General features: G+C 60.2%; 16 protein-coding genes. 5 read left to right on the top strand and 11 right to left on the bottom strand.

Features of this window, described 5'->3' with window-relative positions:
• Positions 1–13 precede the first annotated feature (13 nt).
• The 11 genes from eno to pcaQ form a co-directional block, all read right to left on the bottom strand.
• Positions 14–1,297 (bottom strand): phosphopyruvate hydratase, encoded by a 1,284-nt coding sequence (eno, locus tag VJ651_RS14910; protein WP_136415373.1) that lies wholly within the window; start codon positions 1,295–1,297, stop codon positions 14–16.
• A gap of 118 nt (positions 1,298–1,415) precedes the next feature.
• Positions 1,416–2,270: a 3-deoxy-8-phosphooctulonate synthase gene (kdsA, locus tag VJ651_RS14905; protein ID WP_324108211.1), complete on the bottom strand. Its 855-nt coding sequence runs from the start codon at positions 2,268–2,270 to the stop codon at positions 1,416–1,418.
• Positions 2,267–3,925 carry a CTP synthase gene (locus VJ651_RS14900; protein ID WP_324108210.1) on the bottom strand — a complete coding sequence of 553 codons (1,659 nt, stop codon included), beginning with the start codon at positions 3,923–3,925 and terminating at the stop codon, positions 2,267–2,269. Before VJ651_RS14900 ends, kdsA begins: the two co-directional genes overlap by 4 nt.
• A gap of 122 nt (positions 3,926–4,047) precedes the next feature.
• Positions 4,048–4,989, bottom strand: a complete 942-nt coding sequence (locus VJ651_RS14895) for a lipid A deacylase LpxR family protein (RefSeq protein ID WP_324108209.1) — start codon at positions 4,987–4,989, stop codon at positions 4,048–4,050.
• A gap of 7 nt (positions 4,990–4,996) precedes the next feature.
• Complete coding sequence (locus VJ651_RS14890) at positions 4,997–5,794, bottom strand: alpha/beta hydrolase (protein WP_324108208.1); 798 nt, start codon at positions 5,792–5,794, stop codon at positions 4,997–4,999.
• A gap of 110 nt (positions 5,795–5,904) precedes the next feature.
• On the bottom strand, positions 5,905–8,325 hold the full coding sequence (locus VJ651_RS14885; RefSeq protein WP_324108207.1) for a DNA internalization-related competence protein ComEC/Rec2: 2,421 nt from the start codon (positions 8,323–8,325) through the stop codon (positions 5,905–5,907).
• Positions 8,326–8,328: 3 nt separating this feature from the next.
• Positions 8,329–9,126 (bottom strand): TatD family hydrolase, encoded by a 798-nt coding sequence (locus tag VJ651_RS14880; protein ID WP_324108206.1) that lies wholly within the window; start codon positions 9,124–9,126, stop codon positions 8,329–8,331.
• Complete coding sequence (gene lolD, locus VJ651_RS14875; protein ID WP_324108205.1) at positions 9,116–9,802, bottom strand: lipoprotein-releasing ABC transporter ATP-binding protein LolD; 687 nt, start codon at positions 9,800–9,802, stop codon at positions 9,116–9,118. The genes VJ651_RS14880 and lolD overlap by 11 nt, the downstream gene beginning before the upstream one ends.
• A 2-nt stretch (positions 9,803–9,804) precedes the next feature.
• Complete coding sequence (locus VJ651_RS14870; RefSeq protein ID WP_324108204.1) at positions 9,805–10,413, bottom strand: glutathione S-transferase; 609 nt, start codon at positions 10,411–10,413, stop codon at positions 9,805–9,807.
• Between the two features lie 12 nt (positions 10,414–10,425).
• Positions 10,426–11,691, bottom strand: coding sequence for a lipoprotein-releasing ABC transporter permease subunit (locus VJ651_RS14865; protein WP_324108203.1), 1,266 nt, complete (start codon positions 11,689–11,691; stop codon positions 10,426–10,428).
• A 174-nt stretch (positions 11,692–11,865) separates the two neighbouring features.
• Positions 11,866–12,807, bottom strand: coding sequence for a pca operon transcription factor PcaQ (pcaQ, locus tag VJ651_RS14860; RefSeq protein ID WP_324108286.1), 942 nt, complete (start codon positions 12,805–12,807; stop codon positions 11,866–11,868).
• A gap of 103 nt (positions 12,808–12,910) precedes the next feature.
• On the opposite strand from pcaQ, the gene pcaH reads away from it, so the two are divergent.
• The 5 genes from pcaH to VJ651_RS14835 form a co-directional block, all read left to right on the top strand.
• Positions 12,911–13,651 (top strand): protocatechuate 3,4-dioxygenase subunit beta, encoded by a 741-nt coding sequence (pcaH, locus tag VJ651_RS14855; RefSeq protein WP_324108202.1) that lies wholly within the window; start codon positions 12,911–12,913, stop codon positions 13,649–13,651.
• The gene (pcaG, locus tag VJ651_RS14850) at positions 13,651–14,280 is read left to right on the top strand and encodes a protocatechuate 3,4-dioxygenase subunit alpha (RefSeq protein WP_324108201.1); all 630 of its coding nucleotides are present in this window, start codon (positions 13,651–13,653) and stop codon (positions 14,278–14,280) included. Before pcaH ends, pcaG begins: the two co-directional genes overlap by 1 nt.
• 50 nt (positions 14,281–14,330) lie before the next feature.
• Positions 14,331–14,927 carry a hemerythrin domain-containing protein gene (locus VJ651_RS14845; protein ID WP_324108200.1) on the top strand — a complete coding sequence of 199 codons (597 nt, stop codon included), beginning with the start codon at positions 14,331–14,333 and terminating at the stop codon, positions 14,925–14,927.
• Between the two features lie 40 nt (positions 14,928–14,967).
• Positions 14,968–16,149 carry a 4-hydroxybenzoate 3-monooxygenase gene (gene pobA / locus VJ651_RS14840; protein ID WP_324108199.1) on the top strand — a complete coding sequence of 394 codons (1,182 nt, stop codon included), beginning with the start codon at positions 14,968–14,970 and terminating at the stop codon, positions 16,147–16,149.
• Between the two features lie 200 nt (positions 16,150–16,349).
• The coding region (locus VJ651_RS14835) for an ABC transporter substrate-binding protein (protein ID WP_324108198.1) at positions 16,350–16,670 on the top strand (321 nt) is incomplete at its 3' end.

Here is a 16,670-nt window from a genome sequence, read left to right as displayed (position 1 = left end):
TTTTTCGTTGACCTTAGCGCAGGTTGTAGAACGCGCTACGGCCGGGGTAGCTGGCGATGTCGCCCAGGTCTTCCTCGATGCGCAGCAACTGGTTGTACTTGGCCATGCGGTCCGAGCGCGACATCGAACCGGTCTTGATCTGCAAGGCGTTGGTGCCCACCGCGATGTCGGCAATCGTCGCATCCTCGGTCTCGCCCGAACGGTGCGAAATCACGGCGGTGTAGCCGGCGCGCTTGGCCATCTCGATCGCTGCGAAGGTTTCCGTCAGCGTGCCGATCTGGTTGATCTTGATGAGGATCGAGTTGGCGATGTTCTTCTGAATGCCTTCGCGCAGGATCTTGGTATTGGTCACGAACAGGTCGTCGCCCACCAGCTGTACCTTCTTGCCCAGCGCATTGGTCAGCGTCGCCCAGCCTTCCCAGTCGTTTTCCGCCATGCCGTCCTCGATCGAGATGATCGGGTACTTGTCGCACCAGGTCGACAGCAGGTTGGTGAAATCGCCCGAGGTCAGCACCAGGCCTTCGCCATCCAGGTGGTACTTGCCATCCTTGTAGAACTCCGAGGCGGCGCAGTCGAGGCCGAGCGCGATCTGCGTGCCCGGCTCGTAGCCGGCCTGCTCGATGGCTTGCAGGATCAGCTTGATGGCAGCTTCATGGTTGTCGACGGACGGCGCAAAGCCGCCTTCGTCGCCCACTGCGGTGGTGAGCTTCTTGTCGTGCAGGATCTTCTTCAGCGTGTGGAACACTTCAGCGCCGTAGCGGATCGCTTCACGGAAGCTCGGTGCGCCCACCGGGATGATCATGAATTCCTGCAGGTCGAGATTGTTGTCGGCATGCGCGCCGCCATTGATGACGTTCATCATCGGTACCGGCATCTGCATGGCGCCGGAACCGCCAAAGTAGCGGTACAGCGGCAGGCCGGATTCCTCGGCAGCAGCCTTGGCGACCGCCATCGACACCGCCAGCGTGGCATTTGCGCCGAGGCGTGCCTTGTTGTCGGTGCCGTCAAGGTCGATCAGGGTGCGGTCGAGGAAGGCTTGCTCGTTGGCATCGAGGCCCATGATGGCTTCGGAAATTTCGGTATTGATGTTTTCGCAGGCCTTGAGCACGCCCTTGCCGAGGTAGCGGCTCTTGTCGCCGTCACGCAGCTCGATCGCTTCGCGCGAGCCGGTGGACGCGCCCGAGGGCACGGCGGCGCGACCCATGACGCCGGATTCCAGCAGCACGTCGCATTCGACGGTCGGATTGCCGCGCGAGTCAATCACTTCACGGCCGATGATATCAACGATGGCACTCATTCAAATCCCCCAAATTAAAAGAAAATTCCGTAGGCGTAACGCGCACCGATCGCGCGCACCGATTCAGCATCATTATCATGGAGGGTGTGTCGCGCACACCCGAATACCGCAAGACCGATCAAGAAAAATCGGTTTCCAGGAAGCCTGCCTTTTTCACCGCGCGATCGAGTTCAATCAGCGTAGACAGCAGTTCCTTCATGCGCCCGAGCGGAACCGCATTGGGGCCGTCGGACTTTGCTTCGGCCGGATTCGGATGGGTTTCCATGAACAGGCCGGAAATACCGACGGCGACGGCCGCACGGGCCAGCACCGGCACGAATTCGCGTTGGCCACCCGATGAGGTACCCTGCCCGCCCGGCAACTGTACCGAATGGGTTGCATCGAACACGACCGGGCACCCAGTCTCGCGCATGATCGCCAGCGAGCGCATGTCTGACACGAGATTGTTGTAACCGAACGAGACGCCGCGTTCGCAGGCCATGAAGTTGTCCTGCTCCAACCCTGCTTCACGCGCGGCCTCACGTGCCTTGTCGATGACATTCTTCATGTCGCCCGGTGCGAGGAACTGGCCCTTCTTGATATTGACCGGTTTGCCCGACTGCGCGCAGGCACGGATGAAATCGGTCTGGCGGCACAGGAATGCGGGCGTTTGCAGCACGTCGACGACTGCCGCGACTGGCTTGATTTCGTAGATTTCGTGCACGTCGGTCAAAACCGGCACGCCGATCTGCTTCTTCACTTGCGCCAGGATTTCCAGGCCCTTATCCATGCCAAGGCCTCGGAATGACGTGCCCGACGAGCGATTGGCCTTGTCGAACGATGACTTGTAGATGAACGGAATGCCCAGTTCCGTCGTCATTTCCTTCAGCCGGCCGGCGGTATCGAGTGCCATTTGCGGCGACTCGATCACGCAGGGACCGGCAATCAGGAAGAACGGCCGGTCGAGCCCGGCTTCAAAACCGCACAACCTCATGCTGCTTTCCTCTCGGACGCCGCCCGCTTGTGCGCAAGCGCAGCCTTGATGAAGGAAATGAACAAGGGATGGCCGTCACGCGGGGTCGATTTGAATTCGGGATGGTATTGCACGCCGACGAACCACGGATGCGCATTCTCGCCCGAGCGCGGCAATTCCATGATCTCGCACAGCCCTTCGGTCGGTGTACGTGCGGAAACAACCAAGCCCGCTTCTTCGACGCGACCGAGGTAGTGGTTGTTCGCTTCGTAGCGGTGGCGATGGCGTTCCGTAACCTTGTCGCCATAGATCTCCGCGGCAAGCGTACCGGGTTTCACCGCGCAGGTCTGCGCGCCAAGACGCATGGTGCCGCCGAGGTCGGAGTTGACATCGCGCTTTTCGATCTTGCCGTCGTGGTTTTGCCATTCCGTGATCAATGCGACCACGGGATGCACTGTTTCGGTATCGAATTCGGTCGAATTGGCGCTTGCCAGCCCGGCCTTGTTGCGCGCATATTCAATCAGCGCGACTTGCATGCCAAGGCAGATGCCGAGGTAGGGAATCTTGTTCTCGCGCGCATAACGCGCGGCAGCGATCTTGCCTTCCACGCCGCGCTTGCCGAAGCCGCCCGGTACCAGGATCGCATCATATTTCGCGAGATTGCCGACGCCGTTTGCTTCGATTTCTTCAGAATCGATGTATTCGATATTGACGCGGCTTTCGGTATGAATGCCGGCGTGACGCAGCGCTTCCGTCAGCGATTTGTAGGACTCGGTCAGGTCGACATATTTGCCGACCATGCCGATGGTGACTTCCGCCTTCGGATGTTCCAGGGCATACACCAGCTTGTTCCAGACCGACAGGTCGGCAGGCTTCGGCGACAGGCCGAGCTTGTCGCAGATGATCTTGTCGAGCCCCTGGTCGTGCAACATCTGGGGAATCTTGTAGATCGTGTCAGCATCCCAGACGGAGATGACGGCCTCTTCCGGCACATTGGAGAACAGCGAAATCTTGGCGCGCTCGTCGTCCGGAATGGGACGATCGGCACGGCACAGCAGCGCATCCGGCGAAATACCGATTTCACGCAATTTCTGGACGCTGTGCTGGGTCGGCTTGGTCTTGAGCTCGCCGGCGGATGCGATGTACGGCACCAGCGTCAGGTGCACGAACGCGGTCTCGTTGCGGCCGGCGCGCAGGCTCAGCTGACGTGCTGCCTCGAGGAAGGGCAGCGACTCGATGTCGCCGACGGTGCCGCCGATTTCAACCAGCGCGACCTCGAAACCTTCCGCGCCGCGATGAATGTAATCCTGGATTTCATTGGTGATGTGCGGAATCACCTGCACCGTTTTGCCGAGATACTCGCCGCGACGCTCCTTGCGGATCACGGACTCGTAAATCTGGCCGGTGGTGAAATTGTTGAGCTTCTTCATCCTGGCGGTGATGAAGCGCTCATAGTGTCCGAGGTCGAGGTCGGTCTCGGCACCGTCGTCGGTGACGAACACTTCGCCGTGCTGGAATGGACTCATCGTGCCGGGATCCACATTGATGTAGGGATCGAGCTTGATGAGAGTGACTTTGATGCCGCGCGATTCGAGGATCGCCGCGAGAGAAGCGGCTGCAATCCCTTTACCGAGGGATGAAACAACGCCGCCAGTGACGAATACAAACTTGGTCATTGCTGAGATGTGCCGGACGGCACGTGCGGGAAATTCAAATTATACCTCAAACCGGTTTTCGATCGCCCCCTTTCCGGATTTTTATGCCTTTGTCACGCCCCGCATTCTGAAACAGCGCGCGCTCACGGCGTGTAGGAAAATTGTAGATGAAGGTAGCTCTGGGCGCCGATCGAATTCGCCAATTCCCGGATTTCGTTACTGCGCCGGACCAGGGACATACGCGCCCCGAATGGCCCGCGATTCCAGACGACACCGGCTTCTGCTTCGCCGACGAAACGTTTCGGGTCCACGGTGTGCGGATTGTTGCTGGAAAAATACCCGCCCTGCAATGTCGCGTTATAAGCAATCGCACGCGCATCGGTACGCAAAAAACCGTAAAACGCCGACTTCGTCGGCAAATTGCTCAATTGCCCGGCACGAACGAGAAGACCGGCGCCAACGTCCGTAAATATGTTTCCGAAGCGTCCACTCAGGCTGGGAGTCACATCCATGTGTAAGGCAGGCGACCAACGTATGGGCGCAACATCCGCATACAGGACGACCCCGGCCTCGTTTCGTACCTGCTTGCTCCATGCCTGGGGTAGCGGCTGATGCAAAATGCGATGGAGTGTCGTCTGCGTCCAGTCACCTCCCGCGCACGGACCGAGGCAACCAAGGTCGATGCCGATCCGGGTATGTCCGCCATCGGCGGCCGCGACTTCCCGATAAAGGCCGCCGTACAACCAAGCGGCATAGGGATGATTGGGCGGACCGATCAGCGAGGGCGGCAACTTGATGTCCGACGCGGTGTACAACTCCTGGCCGATTCTCCAGCCGAATGTCGTCGCCTCGCTCCCTCTTTCCAACGTCTTCGTATACGCGTAGCGCATGCCGCTGGTATAAAACCCGTCCTTCCGATTGAGCAACAAGCTGTCATTGTCGATGTCAATGATATGCGAGCTCCTGCCCTCGACGCGAACGGTTTGATAATCGGCGAGCAGGCCGCTCAGCGTGCCGGCGCCGGCCCAGTGGCTGACAGCGAGCAGAATGCAGCCGGCGAGGTATTGACGGTACAAATCGCGCATGGTGATTTCAGGAACGAATGAGTGATTTGATCATCGCGTGCACGGCATTGGCGGCCACTGCAGGCGATTCCATGGGAAACAGGTGACCGCCGGGCACCTGGGCGAAATGCCGGCCGACCAGGCGCCGAGTCGCGCCAAGTCCGGCCTGGCGGCATTCGACCGAATGCTCGCCCCCGATAAAGCCGACCGGAACCGGAAATCCGTGATGCGCAAGGGAACCCAAGTCGTGCGGTAGCGTGCGATAGACGGCGGTCTCGGTCTCCCGCCTGAAACGCAAGGTGACACCATCCCGGTGCGGCGCGAGTCCATGTTCGATATAGTCGCGCAAGACCTCCGGCGGCCACACGGCAAACATCGGCTTGGATGCGAAGTGCGCATAGGCAGCCTCCGCGTCCGGCCAGACGTTGCGACGCTTTTCCGAAAACCGCGCGGGAGAGAATTTGTTGTCGACACCTATTCGCTTCGCTACCCGCAGCAAGAACGCGCGCCAGCCCGCAACGACCGGCGAGTCCAGCAAAATCACGCAGCGCACCAGATCGGGCCTCGCCCTGGCGGCCATCAGGCAAAGCATGCCGCCCATCGAATGTCCAGCGAGTATGACTGGTTCGGCATAGCGCGCCGCCAGCGTATCGCATAGCTCCTGCGCGAGTGCCGCCCAGCCATTGCTTACCGGGTAAGCGGGATCGTGTGCATGCATGGCAAGTGCCTGCACGTCGTAATGCTTTTTCAGGTGATCGAAAAACACGCGATAGGTCCCCGCGGGAAAACTGTTTGCGTGCGCAAAGTGGACGATTGGTCGGCTCATTGTCTTGTGTTCGTTGCAATCCTTGCTACGTCGAGCAATCAAAAATTGTCCTGCATTGTAATTCGATTGCGGCAAAGCCCACGCGCAGCTCAGCGGAAATAGCAGGTCGCCTAGCGTCCGTACCAATAGCGTGCATGGGCAGTGCGATATTCACTGACATCGAGCGCCGGCCCGAAGCGCAGCGTAATCGCGCCGGAATCGTCGCTGCGTATACGCTTGATCCCCATCTCGCCATAGCGCGCGAAGACTTCGGCTTTCGGATGATGGTAGCGGTTACGATAACCGACCTGGAACAGCGCGATATCCGGTTGCACCGCCCTGAGGAAACGCGCGGTCGAGGAAGTGCCGCTGCCATGATGCGGTGCGAGCAGCACCGACGCGCGCAATTGCTCGCGATCCTTGTCGAGCAGCTCCGCTTCCTGGCCTGCCTCGATATCCCCCGGCAGCAGGATCGCCTGCGTGCCGATGGTGATCTTCAGCGTACAGCTGCGCGCATTCGGCTTCAATTTCGCTATCTCGTAACTGTCGGCGGTCGGATGCAGCATGTCGAAGCGAACATTGTCCCAGCTCCACGACTGCCCGGCCGCGCAGCGTTGATGATCGCGCGCGCGGTTGACGAGTGCGTGCGCGGCCGGGAGCGAGGACGAGACCGATGCGACCTCAAGCTCGTCGAGAATCGACAAGGCACCGCCGGAATGATCGTTGTCGGCATGGGAGACAATCATCATATCCAGGCTGGAAATGCCGCGTGATTTCAGGTAGGGCAAGATGACACGATTTCCACCGTCCGATTCCGGGGAATACGCTGGCCCCGTGTCGTACAGCAAGCGTCGGTGCGAGGTCTCCACCAGCAGTGCCATGCCCTGCCCGACATCGAAAGCGGTGACCCACATTTCGCCTTCGGAAGGATGTGCAGCCTTGTTCAGAAAGATCGGAAACAGGCCCACGATGCCCAGCCAGCGAGCAGGCCAGCCGACAGGCGCGAGCAGCCACAAGGTACCAATCAGTGCTGCGAGGAAGGTCCACCATGGGGGAATCGGCGCGGTCCAGACAGCGGCGGGAAACGCACTCATCCACTGCAGGGCTTGTGCCAGCCAATCGACCAGCAGATGCGCGAAGCCCAGTACCCAGTTCGCCAGCGGCGCCGGCAATACGCTGCCGACGAGCGCGAGCGGTGTCACGAAAAAGCTGACCAAGGGAATTGCAATCGCGTTGGCGAGCGGGCTGATCAGCGAAATCTGGCCGAACAATAACAGCGTCAAAGGCACCAGACCCAGCGTGACGATGTATTGCGTGCGACTCGCACTCGCGAGCGTCGCAACCAGCTTTTCCTTCGTCGTCAGGCCGCTTGCCGGTGCATAGCCGCGTCCGGTCGATGCGTACAGGATGATGGCCACGGCGCCGAAGGATAACCAGAACCCCGGCCACAGGACTGCCCAGGGATCGAGCAGCACAACGATGCCCAGTGCCGCGCACAACACGTGGGAGACGCTGGTGATGCGCCCGAGCCAGAGCGCAGCGGCCACCACGGACAGCATGTAGAGCGTGCGCTGCGCGGGCACGCCGAATCCGGCAAGCAGCACATACAGCAATGCGGTTGCGGCGCCGACCAGCGCAGCGAACTTTTGCGCCGGCAGAATCAGCGGCAACTGCATCTGCGTGAAGAAGGAGCGGCGCCATAATGCGAACGCGCCAGCAGCGAACAGCCCGGCAATCATCGTGATGTGCAGCCCCGAGATCGAGACCAGATGTCCGATACCCGTGCGGTTGAACACCTTCCAGTCAGACTGATTGATCGCGCGTTGATCGCCGATGACCAGTGCCACGATCACACCTGCATATTCCTTGTCCGGCAAGGCGGCGAGTATGCGGTCGCGCAGCCAGGCACGACATCGTTCGACGGCATTGCCGAAGCTCGGGACAAAGACATCCAGCCGCTCGTTCTTCAGAGGGGAACCGCGATCTGGACGCACATAACCGGTCGCGCGCAGGTTCTGCTCCAGTAACCAGACTTCATAGTCAAAACCATCGGGATTGGCGTTGCCGTGCGGTCGGCGCAGACGAACCGTCAGTTGCCAACGTTCGCCGGGCTGCACGTCGCCGACGCCCTGCAGATCTTCACCGTGGAACGCGGAATACCAGGACAAGGCAAGCCGCGGCGGCACAACCGGCGCTGCGCCATCCGTAGCGAGGATGCGTTCGACCGCAAAATTGAATCGGACATCTTGGTCAAAGCGGTAAGGAAGGCTGTCGATCGTTCCGACCACCGTAATGTCACGCCCTTCCCAATCCCTGGGCAATGCGTTCCCGAGATAGTGCTGCGCGAACAATCCCGCCCAGGCGAAGCCGGCAACGGCACCGCAACTCGCGAGCAATGCGATGCGTACGGCTTTTCGCTGCACGCTGCGCGAACGCCATGCGGACAATATGGCAAGCGCGAGCAGCAGCGTCAGTAGAGTCGATGACGGCAATGCAGCCTGATTCTGCAATACGACAGCGCCGGCGACGAAACCGATAACGATGCTGCGCATTCGCTAGGCTACATGGATGAGGCGCGGCAACGCTCTGCGCGCATTGTCGGAGGTGATTTGCGCGAGCGAATCGGCGGCAATGCCGCGCAGCTCCGCGAGGACTTGTCCGATGCGCGGCAATTCCTCCGGGCTGTTACGCATGCGATGAATCCAGGCGGGAGGAATATCGGGCGCATCGGTCTCCAGAACCAGCGCTTCCTGCGGCAGCTCCGTGGCAAGACGCCGGATCTGCAATGCACGCGGAAAAGTCATCGCGCCGCCGAAGCCGAGCTTGAAGCCCAATCCGATGAAAGTCTCGGCCTGCTGGAAACTGCCGTTGAAGGCATGCGCGATGCCGCCAGGAACCGTGATCCGGCGCAAATGCTTGAGGATGGTGTCTTGCGAGCGGCGAATATGCAGCAGCACGGGAAGATCAAAGTCGCGCGCGATTTTCAGCTGCTCGCTATAGAAAAACTCCTGCTTTTCCCGCATCGGCCCGGAACTCAGATCTGGCAGGAAGAAATCGAGGCCGATTTCGCCGACGGCGACGAAGTGTGCATCATCCATCGCTTGCCGGACGGCCTCGCGCACGGCTTCCAGGTCGCTCTCAGTCGCCTGCGGCACGAAGATGGGATGAATGCCGAGCGCGTAGGTGCAATTGGCGTTTTGCCGCGCCAGATCTCGCACGGCCGCGAAGTTGCTACAAGCGACCGCCGGGATCACGATCTGCGCAACATTCTGGCTCGCAGCGCGCGCAGCCACCGCGTCGGACTCACCCGCGAACTCGTTCGCATCGAGATGGCAATGCGTGTCAATCCACATAGGGATGCAAGCCATCCTCGGTCAGGCGCAAGACGCGATCGCAATGTCGCGCGAGTTCGATATCGTGGGTGACGATGACGAATGCGGTGCCGAGCGTGCGCGACAACTCGAGCATCAGGTCGAAGGTCTTGTGTGCGGTCGCGCGGTCGAGATTGCCCGTCGGTTCGTCGGCCAGAACACAGGCAGGCTGGGTCACCAGCGCGCGCGCCAGCGCTACCCGCTGCCGCTCGCCGCCGGACAGTTCGCCCGGTACGTGCGTCACCCGATTGGCGAGCCCGACACGCGCGAGGACTTGTTGCGCCGCCTCATGCGCGTCATCGCGGCTTTGCCTGCGGATCATCAGCGGCATCGCAACGTTGTCGAGCGCGGAAAACTCCGGCAGCAAATGGTGGAACTGATACACAAAACCGAGCGACTTGTTGCGCAACTCTCCACGCGCTTTTTCGTTGAGACTGGCGAAGTCCTGCCCGAGCAGCACTACATTGCCGGCGGATGGCACGTCCAGTCCGCCGAGCAGATGCAGCAGGGTCGACTTGCCGGAGCCGGATGCGCCGACGATGGCAACCCGCTCGCCTCTGGAAACGCTGAAATCGACGCCTTTGAGAACATTGACCGAGTATTTTCCCTGGGTGAAGGTTTTCGCCAGGCCGCGGCAAGACAATACGATCTGGTCCATCGTCATTCCAAGGGAGTCTGGGCGAATGCCGGCAAGGCTTCGCAATAGGCGGACAACCGTTCCAGCTGCGGATAACGGCCTGCCGGGAATTCGGTCGGCAGCACGAACTGCGCAAAGCGCATGACCACCGCGCTGGTCACATCCGCCTGGGTGAGAGGCGCACCGGACAAGGCGGGCGATAGCGGCAGCGCTTCCAGCATGCCGAATGCGGTGTGCATCTGCTCGGTGCAACGGGTCACCCAAGGTGTGTAGCAGAATTCTTTCGGGCGCAGCGTGGTCTCGTAGACGATCTGCACCGCCTTTTCACCGGCGAGCAAGGCGGTTGCGCACTGCTGTTGCACCTTGCGGCGTTCGGGGCCTGCCGACGGCATCAAGCGTTTTTCAGGTGCGACTTCACCATCGAGGTAATCGAGGATGAAGCTGCTTTCCATCAGCTTCTCGCCGCTGTCGAGGATCAGCATCGGCACTTTCAGCAGCGGGTTGATCTTGCGCATCTCGTCCTGATGACGGAAAACGGAAAGCGCCACATGCTCGAACTCGAAACCGTACAAACGCAGGGTGACGGCGACGCGGCGCACATAGAGGGAATCAAACAAGCCGACGAGTTTCATGGGTTCTCCTTTTTATTCGTAACGCAAGGCTTCTGCCGGCCGCACGTTGGCGGCACGCCAGCTCGGATACAAGGTGGCGAAGAAAGCCAGCACCACCGCGACGCCACCGATCGTCCATACATCCGGCCATCGCAAATCCGAAGGCAGCGCGGTAATCAGGTAAATATCCTTGGACAGGAATTGCACGCCCAGAAGGTGTTCGATGAAGGGCACGATCACATCGATGTTGAGCGCCACGGTCACGCCCAGACCTACGCCAATTGCCGTTCCGAACAAGCCGACCAGCGCGCCCTGGATGATGAAGATTTTCATGATCGATCCCGGCGATGCGCCCAGGGTACGCAGGATCGCGATATCGGCCTGCTTGTCGGTCACCGTCATGACCAGCGTCGAGACGAGGTTGAATGCGGCGACCGCGATGATCAGAGTCAGGATGATGAACATCATGCGCTTCTCGGTCTGCACCGCGGCAAACCAGGTGCGATTCTGCTTCGACCAGTCGAGGATCAGCAGGTTGCCGCTCAGGACATGCGACAGCTCCATCGCGACTTCCGGTGCGCGCTGCATGTCCTCCACGCGCAGGCGCAGGCCGGTCGGCGCGTCCAGCTTGAACATGCGCATTGCATCATCGATGTGAATGAAGGCAAGTCCGGAATCGTACTCGTTGTGCCCGGCCTCGAAGATGGCGCCGACCGTGAACTGCTTCAGGCGCGGCAATACGCCGGCCGGCGTGATCTGCCCTTGCGGCGCCACCATCGTCACCTTGTCACCGACATGGACGCGCAAGCCGCGCGCCAGCTCCTTGCCGAGGATGATGTTGAATTCCCCCGGCGCCAGGCTGGTGAAACTGCCTTCGCGGATCTGCGAAGCCACGTCGGACACCTTGGGTTCTTCTTCCGGGAGAATTCCGCGGATCACGACGCCGCGCACCACGTCCTCGCGAATCAGCATGGCCTGGGCCGCGACGTAGGGCGCTGCGCCCTTCACTTCCTTGTTCTGGAAGGCTTCCTTTGCGGTGGCTTTCCAGTCAGGCATGCTGCCTGACGCATCGAACACTTCGATATGCGACAGCACTGACAGCATGCGGTCCCGCACTTCCTTCTGGAAGCCGTTCATCACGGAAAGCACGACGATGAGCGCCGCAACACCGAGCGCGATGCCAGCCATGGAAATCAGCGAAATGAAGGAAATGAAACTGTTTCGGCCGCCGCGGCGGCCGGCGCGCGTATAGCGCATGCCGACCAGCCATTCGAACGGCATGTTTTTCGTAAGGCTCAAAAGAATGCTCCTGGATGAAGTCGCCCAATTTTAGCCGCGAGCGGCAAGATCCGGGCCGGGGTCCGGTTTTATAGCCTGATTGGCAACTTCGTGTGCAGCGCGCAGTGTGCCATAGTCATGCCAAGGGGAACAAGCGTTTCGTCAATTGCATCGCGTGTACAGCCTGATGCTGCATCAGGCGGCTTTCACGGAACGGCGACGCCCGGCCGCCCGCAACTGCTTCATGAAATCGCGTACCGCCGGTCTCAGTGCGCCTTCGCTTCTGTGCAGCAATCCGACCGGCTCCTCCGTTCCTTCGGTGTGCACACTCAATTGAACAAGTTTGCGGCCTTCGAGTTCATCGCGAATTGCGCCGGCCGAAATGAACCAGACGGCATCAGAGCGCAGGGTGATCGCCCGCGCCACGGATACCGATATGGTTTCGATGCAATTGCGCGGCAGGTCCATACCGTGCGATTGCAGGAAGCTTTCGACGTTGTGCCGGGGAATCGTCCCTTTCACGGGCACTATGAAAGGAAAGCGCATCACTTCCGTCAGCGACGGAAATGTCCGTCCTGCCAGCGGATGACCGGACCGCACGACGAGCATCAGCGGGTCGACGTAGAGCAGTTCAAAGACGAGCCCGACCATCATCTGCGGGTCCGCCATGCGTCCCAGCACGCAATCCATTTCACCGGCCTTGAGCATTTGCAGCAATGCGGCGTTGGCCGCCGTCTGGATCGTGATGCGCACATCCGGATGATCGCGCCAGTATTCCTCCAGAACGATCGGCAACAGGTCGGGTGCGACACTCGGGAGCGCGCCGATGACGACCGATTCATTTGTCGGCGCATTGAACGCCGACAGCGCATTGCCGACGGCATCCAGCGCCTCTACCGCGGGCACGGCACGGGAAAGAAAAGTCTCGCCCTCACGGGTGAGCTGCGCGCCGAGACGGTTTCTTTCGAACAAGCGTGCGCCGACGATTTCCTCCAGCTCAACCAGCGTTTTCGAAACCGCCGGCTGGCTCAGACGCAACCTGTCGGCCGCCTTGCGCAGATTGCGCTCCTGTGCAACCGCAAGGAAACAATGCAAGTGCCGCAGGCGTATCCGGCTCTGGAACAAGTCATTATTCATAACCACAGGTTATCACGCACGGTTCGGAAATTCAATTTACATGAATATTTTTACGACTTAAATTAGTCTGCATCCCTTTCCAAAAAATCCACGAGGAGACGAAATGGAAAAAACGAATGAACGGCCCGCCGAGTTCCTGCAGCGCGACCGCAGCGTGCATCCGCCGGCCTATACACCGGATTACAAGACCAGCGTGCTGCGCTCGCCGAAGAACGCATTGATCTCGCTGCAGAACTCTCTGTCCGAAATCACCGGCCCGGTCTTCCGTCGGGATGAACTCGGCCCGCTCGACAACGACCTGGTCCGCAACTATGCGAAGGACGGCCTGCCGATCGGCGAACGCATCATCGTGCACGGTTATGTGCGTGACGAAGCCGGCCGCCCGGTCTGCAACGCGCTGGTGGAAGTGTGGCAAGCGAATGCCGGCGGTCGCTACCGGCACAAGAAGGATCAGTATATCGCGCCCATCGATCCCAACTTCGGCGGCTGCGGGCGCACGCTCACCGACGACAACGGCTATTACTTCTACCGCACGATCAAGCCCGGCCCCTACCCCTGGCGCAATCGCGTCAACGACTGGCGTCCCTCGCATATTCACTACTCGCTGTCCGGTTCCGGCTGGGCGCAGCGGCTGATCACGCAGATGTATTTCGAAGGCGATCCGCTGATCGCCACCTGTCCCATCCTCAGGTCGATCAGCAACGAGGAAGCAAGACGCGGTCTGATCGCGCCGCTCGACCGGCACGCGGCCGTCCAGTTCGACGCGCTGGCCTACCGTTTCGATATTGTCCTGAGAGGTTCGCGCGCCACGCTGTTCGAAAACCATTTGCAGGGAGCCCAGTGATGCTCAATCAACTCGATCACTTGAAAGAGACCGCGTCGCAAACCGCCGGACCGTATGTGCACATCGGCCTCGCGCCGAACCAGGCGGGTTTCGACATCTTCGAGAAGAATTTCACAAATGTGCTGACCGGGCCCGTAACCAAAGGCGAACGCATCCGGATTGAAGGCCGTGTGATCGATGGTTCGGGCACGCCGCTGCGCGATGTGCTGCTGGAGATCTGGCAGGCCAATGCAGCGGGACGCTATCACCATCCGGCGGATCTGCAGCCTAAGGAAGTCGACGAGGACTTCCGTGGCTGGGGGCGGGCCTGCTCGGATTTCGAAACGGGTGTGTACCGCTTCGACACCATCAAGCCGGGCCCCGTCATCGGCCGCAACGGACGCGAAATGGCGCCGCACATCAACTTCTGGATCGTAGCGCGCGGGATCAATATCGGACTGAATACGCGCATGTATTTTTCCGATGAAGCGCAACGAAATGCCAAGGATCCAGTGCTCAATCTGATCGAATGGGAAGTGCGCCGCAAGACCCTCATCGCGCAGCGCGAAGAGCTGCTGAACGATGAAGTCGTGTATCGCTTCGACATCCGCATACAGGGCGAGGACGAGACGGTTTTCTTTGATATCTGAATGTCCGGCCAGCGCGTCGCGCAAGGGCCATCTTCTGGAAGGAAAACATCATGCGACTGCCTCCCACCCAAGCTGCGATCCGCGTGCTCCAGGAAGAGCATGATCTGCTCAGCGCCATGATCCGCGGCATGGAGTATTTCGTTCGCACTGTCGCCGAGGGCGGAAAGGCGCCGGAGTCGAAGGTGTTCCGAGCGATGCTGCTGTACATCACCGAATACCCCGACCGCGTGCATCATCCAAAGGAAGACCACTACCTGTTTGCCCGATTGCGGGAACGCAGCAATGCGGTCGATGATGTGCTGGACACGCTGGAATCGGAACACAAGCTCGGCGACCGCCTGGTGCTGCAATTGCAGAATGCACTGACACGGTTCGAACTGCACGGCGCATTGGCATTCGGCGATTTCAGTAACCAGGTGCAGCGTTATTCCCAGTTTTACCATGGACATATGCGCCTCGAGGAAGACATCGTGCTTCCTGCAGCGGTGCAATACCTCAATTCCTTCGACTGGGAAGAGATCAATGCCGCCTTCCTCGCCAACGACAATCCGCTCGCCGGGACGGACTACAAGAAGGACATGCAGAAGCTGTTTTCGCTCATCGCGAATATCGCACCACCGCCGGTAGGTCTCGGCCCGGAAACCTGAGCCGCCGTGGAAAACGCATGACAAGAATGCTGGAGACAAAATGAAAACACAGGTCGCGATCATTGGCGCCGGTCCGTCCGGATTGTTGCTCGGCCAGTTGCTTCACCTGCAGGGAATCGACACCGTCATTCTCGAAGCGAAGAGCCCGGACTATATACTCGGCCGCATCCGGGCGGGCGTGCTGGAACAAGGCGCGGTGGACCTCCTGCGCGAGGCGGGTGCGGGCGCGCGCATGGATCGTGAAGGCCATGTCCACGAAGGCTTCACGATTGCCTTCGCCGGACGGCGCGAGCGCATCGACCTCAAATCGCTCACCAAGGGCAAGACGGTGATGGTGTACGGTCAGACCGAGGTCACGCGCGACCTGATGCATGCGCGCAAGGAAAGCGGCGCGCTCAGCATTTATGAAGCGCACGACGTGCAGCTGCATGATTTTTATGGCGACAAGCCGCGCGTCAGCTTCGTCAAGGATGGTGAAACCATCGATCTGGAATGCGACTGCATCGCCGGCTGCGATGGCTTCCACGGCATCTCGCGCAAATCGGTGCCGGAAGGCGCCATCCGAAATTTCGAGCGCGTCTATCCCTTCGGCTGGCTCGGCGTGCTGTCGCATACGCCGCCAGTGACGCCAGAGCTGATCTATGCCAACCATGACCGTGGCTTCGTACTGTGCAGCATGCGCTCCGACAACCTCAGTCGCTACTATGTGCAGGTTACGCACGAAGACAAGGTCGAGGACTGGTCCGACGAACGTTTCTGGAACGAGTTGAGAAAGCGCGTGCCGGAAGACGTGGCGGCCAGCCTCGTGACAGGCCCGTCAATCGAGAAGAGCATCGCTCCTCTGCGCAGCTTCGTTGCCGAGCCCATGAAATTCGGGCGCATGTTCCTGGTCGGCGATGCCGCGCACATCGTGCCACCGACCGGCGCAAAAGGACTCAACCTTGCCGCCAGCGACGTGTATGCGCTCTATCACCTGCTGCGCAAGGCTTACCATGACGGACGCAGCGACCTGCTCGAGCGGTATTCGGACATCTGCCTGCGCCGCATCTGGAAGGCCGAGCGCTTTTCCTGGTGGATGACGACCCTGCTCCACAAGCTGTCCGACAATCCTTTCGGGCAACGCATGCAGCTTGCCGATCTCGACTATTTCACCGGCTCGCTGGCGGGACGCACGACTATTGCGGAGAACTACGTCGGGCTGCCTTACGAACGCATAGAATAGGCGCGCGCTTCATCGAGCATGGCGCCTGTTCCCCGTACCCGGCCAGGCTTTTTTTCATGTGAGATCGCAGCATACAAACCGTTCGATTACCGCACGATTATCTGCTGATCGAACTTTTTATACGCTATGATCGGCTGCACGACCTGAAGGTCGATAAGCAAACGGGAACGCGCCCTCCCGGACACCATAGGAGACAAAACATGAAGCTGACAAGAATCGTGGCATCCCTCGCCGCGCTCGGTGCACTGGCGCTGGGCTCGACAGGCGCGCTGGCGGAAGAGACCATCAAGGTCGGCCTGATCGCCCCCTTCTCCGGCCCGTTTGCCGACTACGGCAAGCAGATGGAAGGCGGCATCAAGGCTTACATGAAGCAGCACGGTGACAAGGTCGCCGGCAAGAAAGTGGAAATCATCGTCAAGGACACCACCGGCCCGGTGCCGGAAGTGGCGAAACGTCTCGCACAGGAACTGGTCGTGCGCGACAAGGTGGACTTCCTCGCCGGCTTCGGCCTGACGCCGGAA

Origin of the sequence: Noviherbaspirillum sp. (assembly GCF_035254865.1) — a bacterium.
Lineage (GTDB): Bacteria > Pseudomonadota > Gammaproteobacteria > Burkholderiales > Burkholderiaceae_D > Noviherbaspirillum.
The sequence above is the reverse complement of the archived record's forward strand: the minus strand, read 5'-3'. Positions and strand labels throughout refer to the sequence as shown.

Coding starts and splice junctions, on each gene's coding strand:
- VJ651_RS14870 (WP_324108204.1), bottom strand. CDS start 10,413: ATGAAACTCGTCGGCTTGTTTGATTCCCTCTATGTGCGCCGCGTCGCC.
- pobA (WP_324108199.1), top strand. CDS start 14,968: ATGAAAACACAGGTCGCGATCATTGGCGCCGGTCCGTCCGGATTGTTG.
- kdsA (WP_324108211.1), bottom strand. CDS start 2,270: ATGAGGTTGTGCGGTTTTGAAGCCGGGCTCGACCGGCCGTTCTTCCTG.
- VJ651_RS14885 (WP_324108207.1), bottom strand. CDS start 8,325: ATGCGCAGCATCGTTATCGGTTTCGTCGCCGGCGCTGTCGTATTGCAG.
- pcaG (WP_324108201.1), top strand. CDS start 13,651: ATGCTCAATCAACTCGATCACTTGAAAGAGACCGCGTCGCAAACCGCC.
- VJ651_RS14845 (WP_324108200.1), top strand. CDS start 14,331: ATGCGACTGCCTCCCACCCAAGCTGCGATCCGCGTGCTCCAGGAAGAG.
- eno (WP_136415373.1), bottom strand. CDS start 1,297: ATGAGTGCCATCGTTGATATCATCGGCCGTGAAGTGATTGACTCGCGC.
- VJ651_RS14900 (WP_324108210.1), bottom strand. CDS start 3,925: ATGACCAAGTTTGTATTCGTCACTGGCGGCGTTGTTTCATCCCTCGGT.
- lolD (WP_324108205.1), bottom strand. CDS start 9,802: ATGGACCAGATCGTATTGTCTTGCCGCGGCCTGGCGAAAACCTTCACC.
- pcaH (WP_324108202.1), top strand. CDS start 12,911: ATGGAAAAAACGAATGAACGGCCCGCCGAGTTCCTGCAGCGCGACCGC.
- pcaQ (WP_324108286.1), bottom strand. CDS start 12,807: ATGAATAATGACTTGTTCCAGAGCCGGATACGCCTGCGGCACTTGCAT.
- VJ651_RS14895 (WP_324108209.1), bottom strand. CDS start 4,989: ATGCGCGATTTGTACCGTCAATACCTCGCCGGCTGCATTCTGCTCGCT.
- VJ651_RS14880 (WP_324108206.1), bottom strand. CDS start 9,126: ATGTGGATTGACACGCATTGCCATCTCGATGCGAACGAGTTCGCGGGT.
- VJ651_RS14890 (WP_324108208.1), bottom strand. CDS start 5,794: ATGAGCCGACCAATCGTCCACTTTGCGCACGCAAACAGTTTTCCCGCG.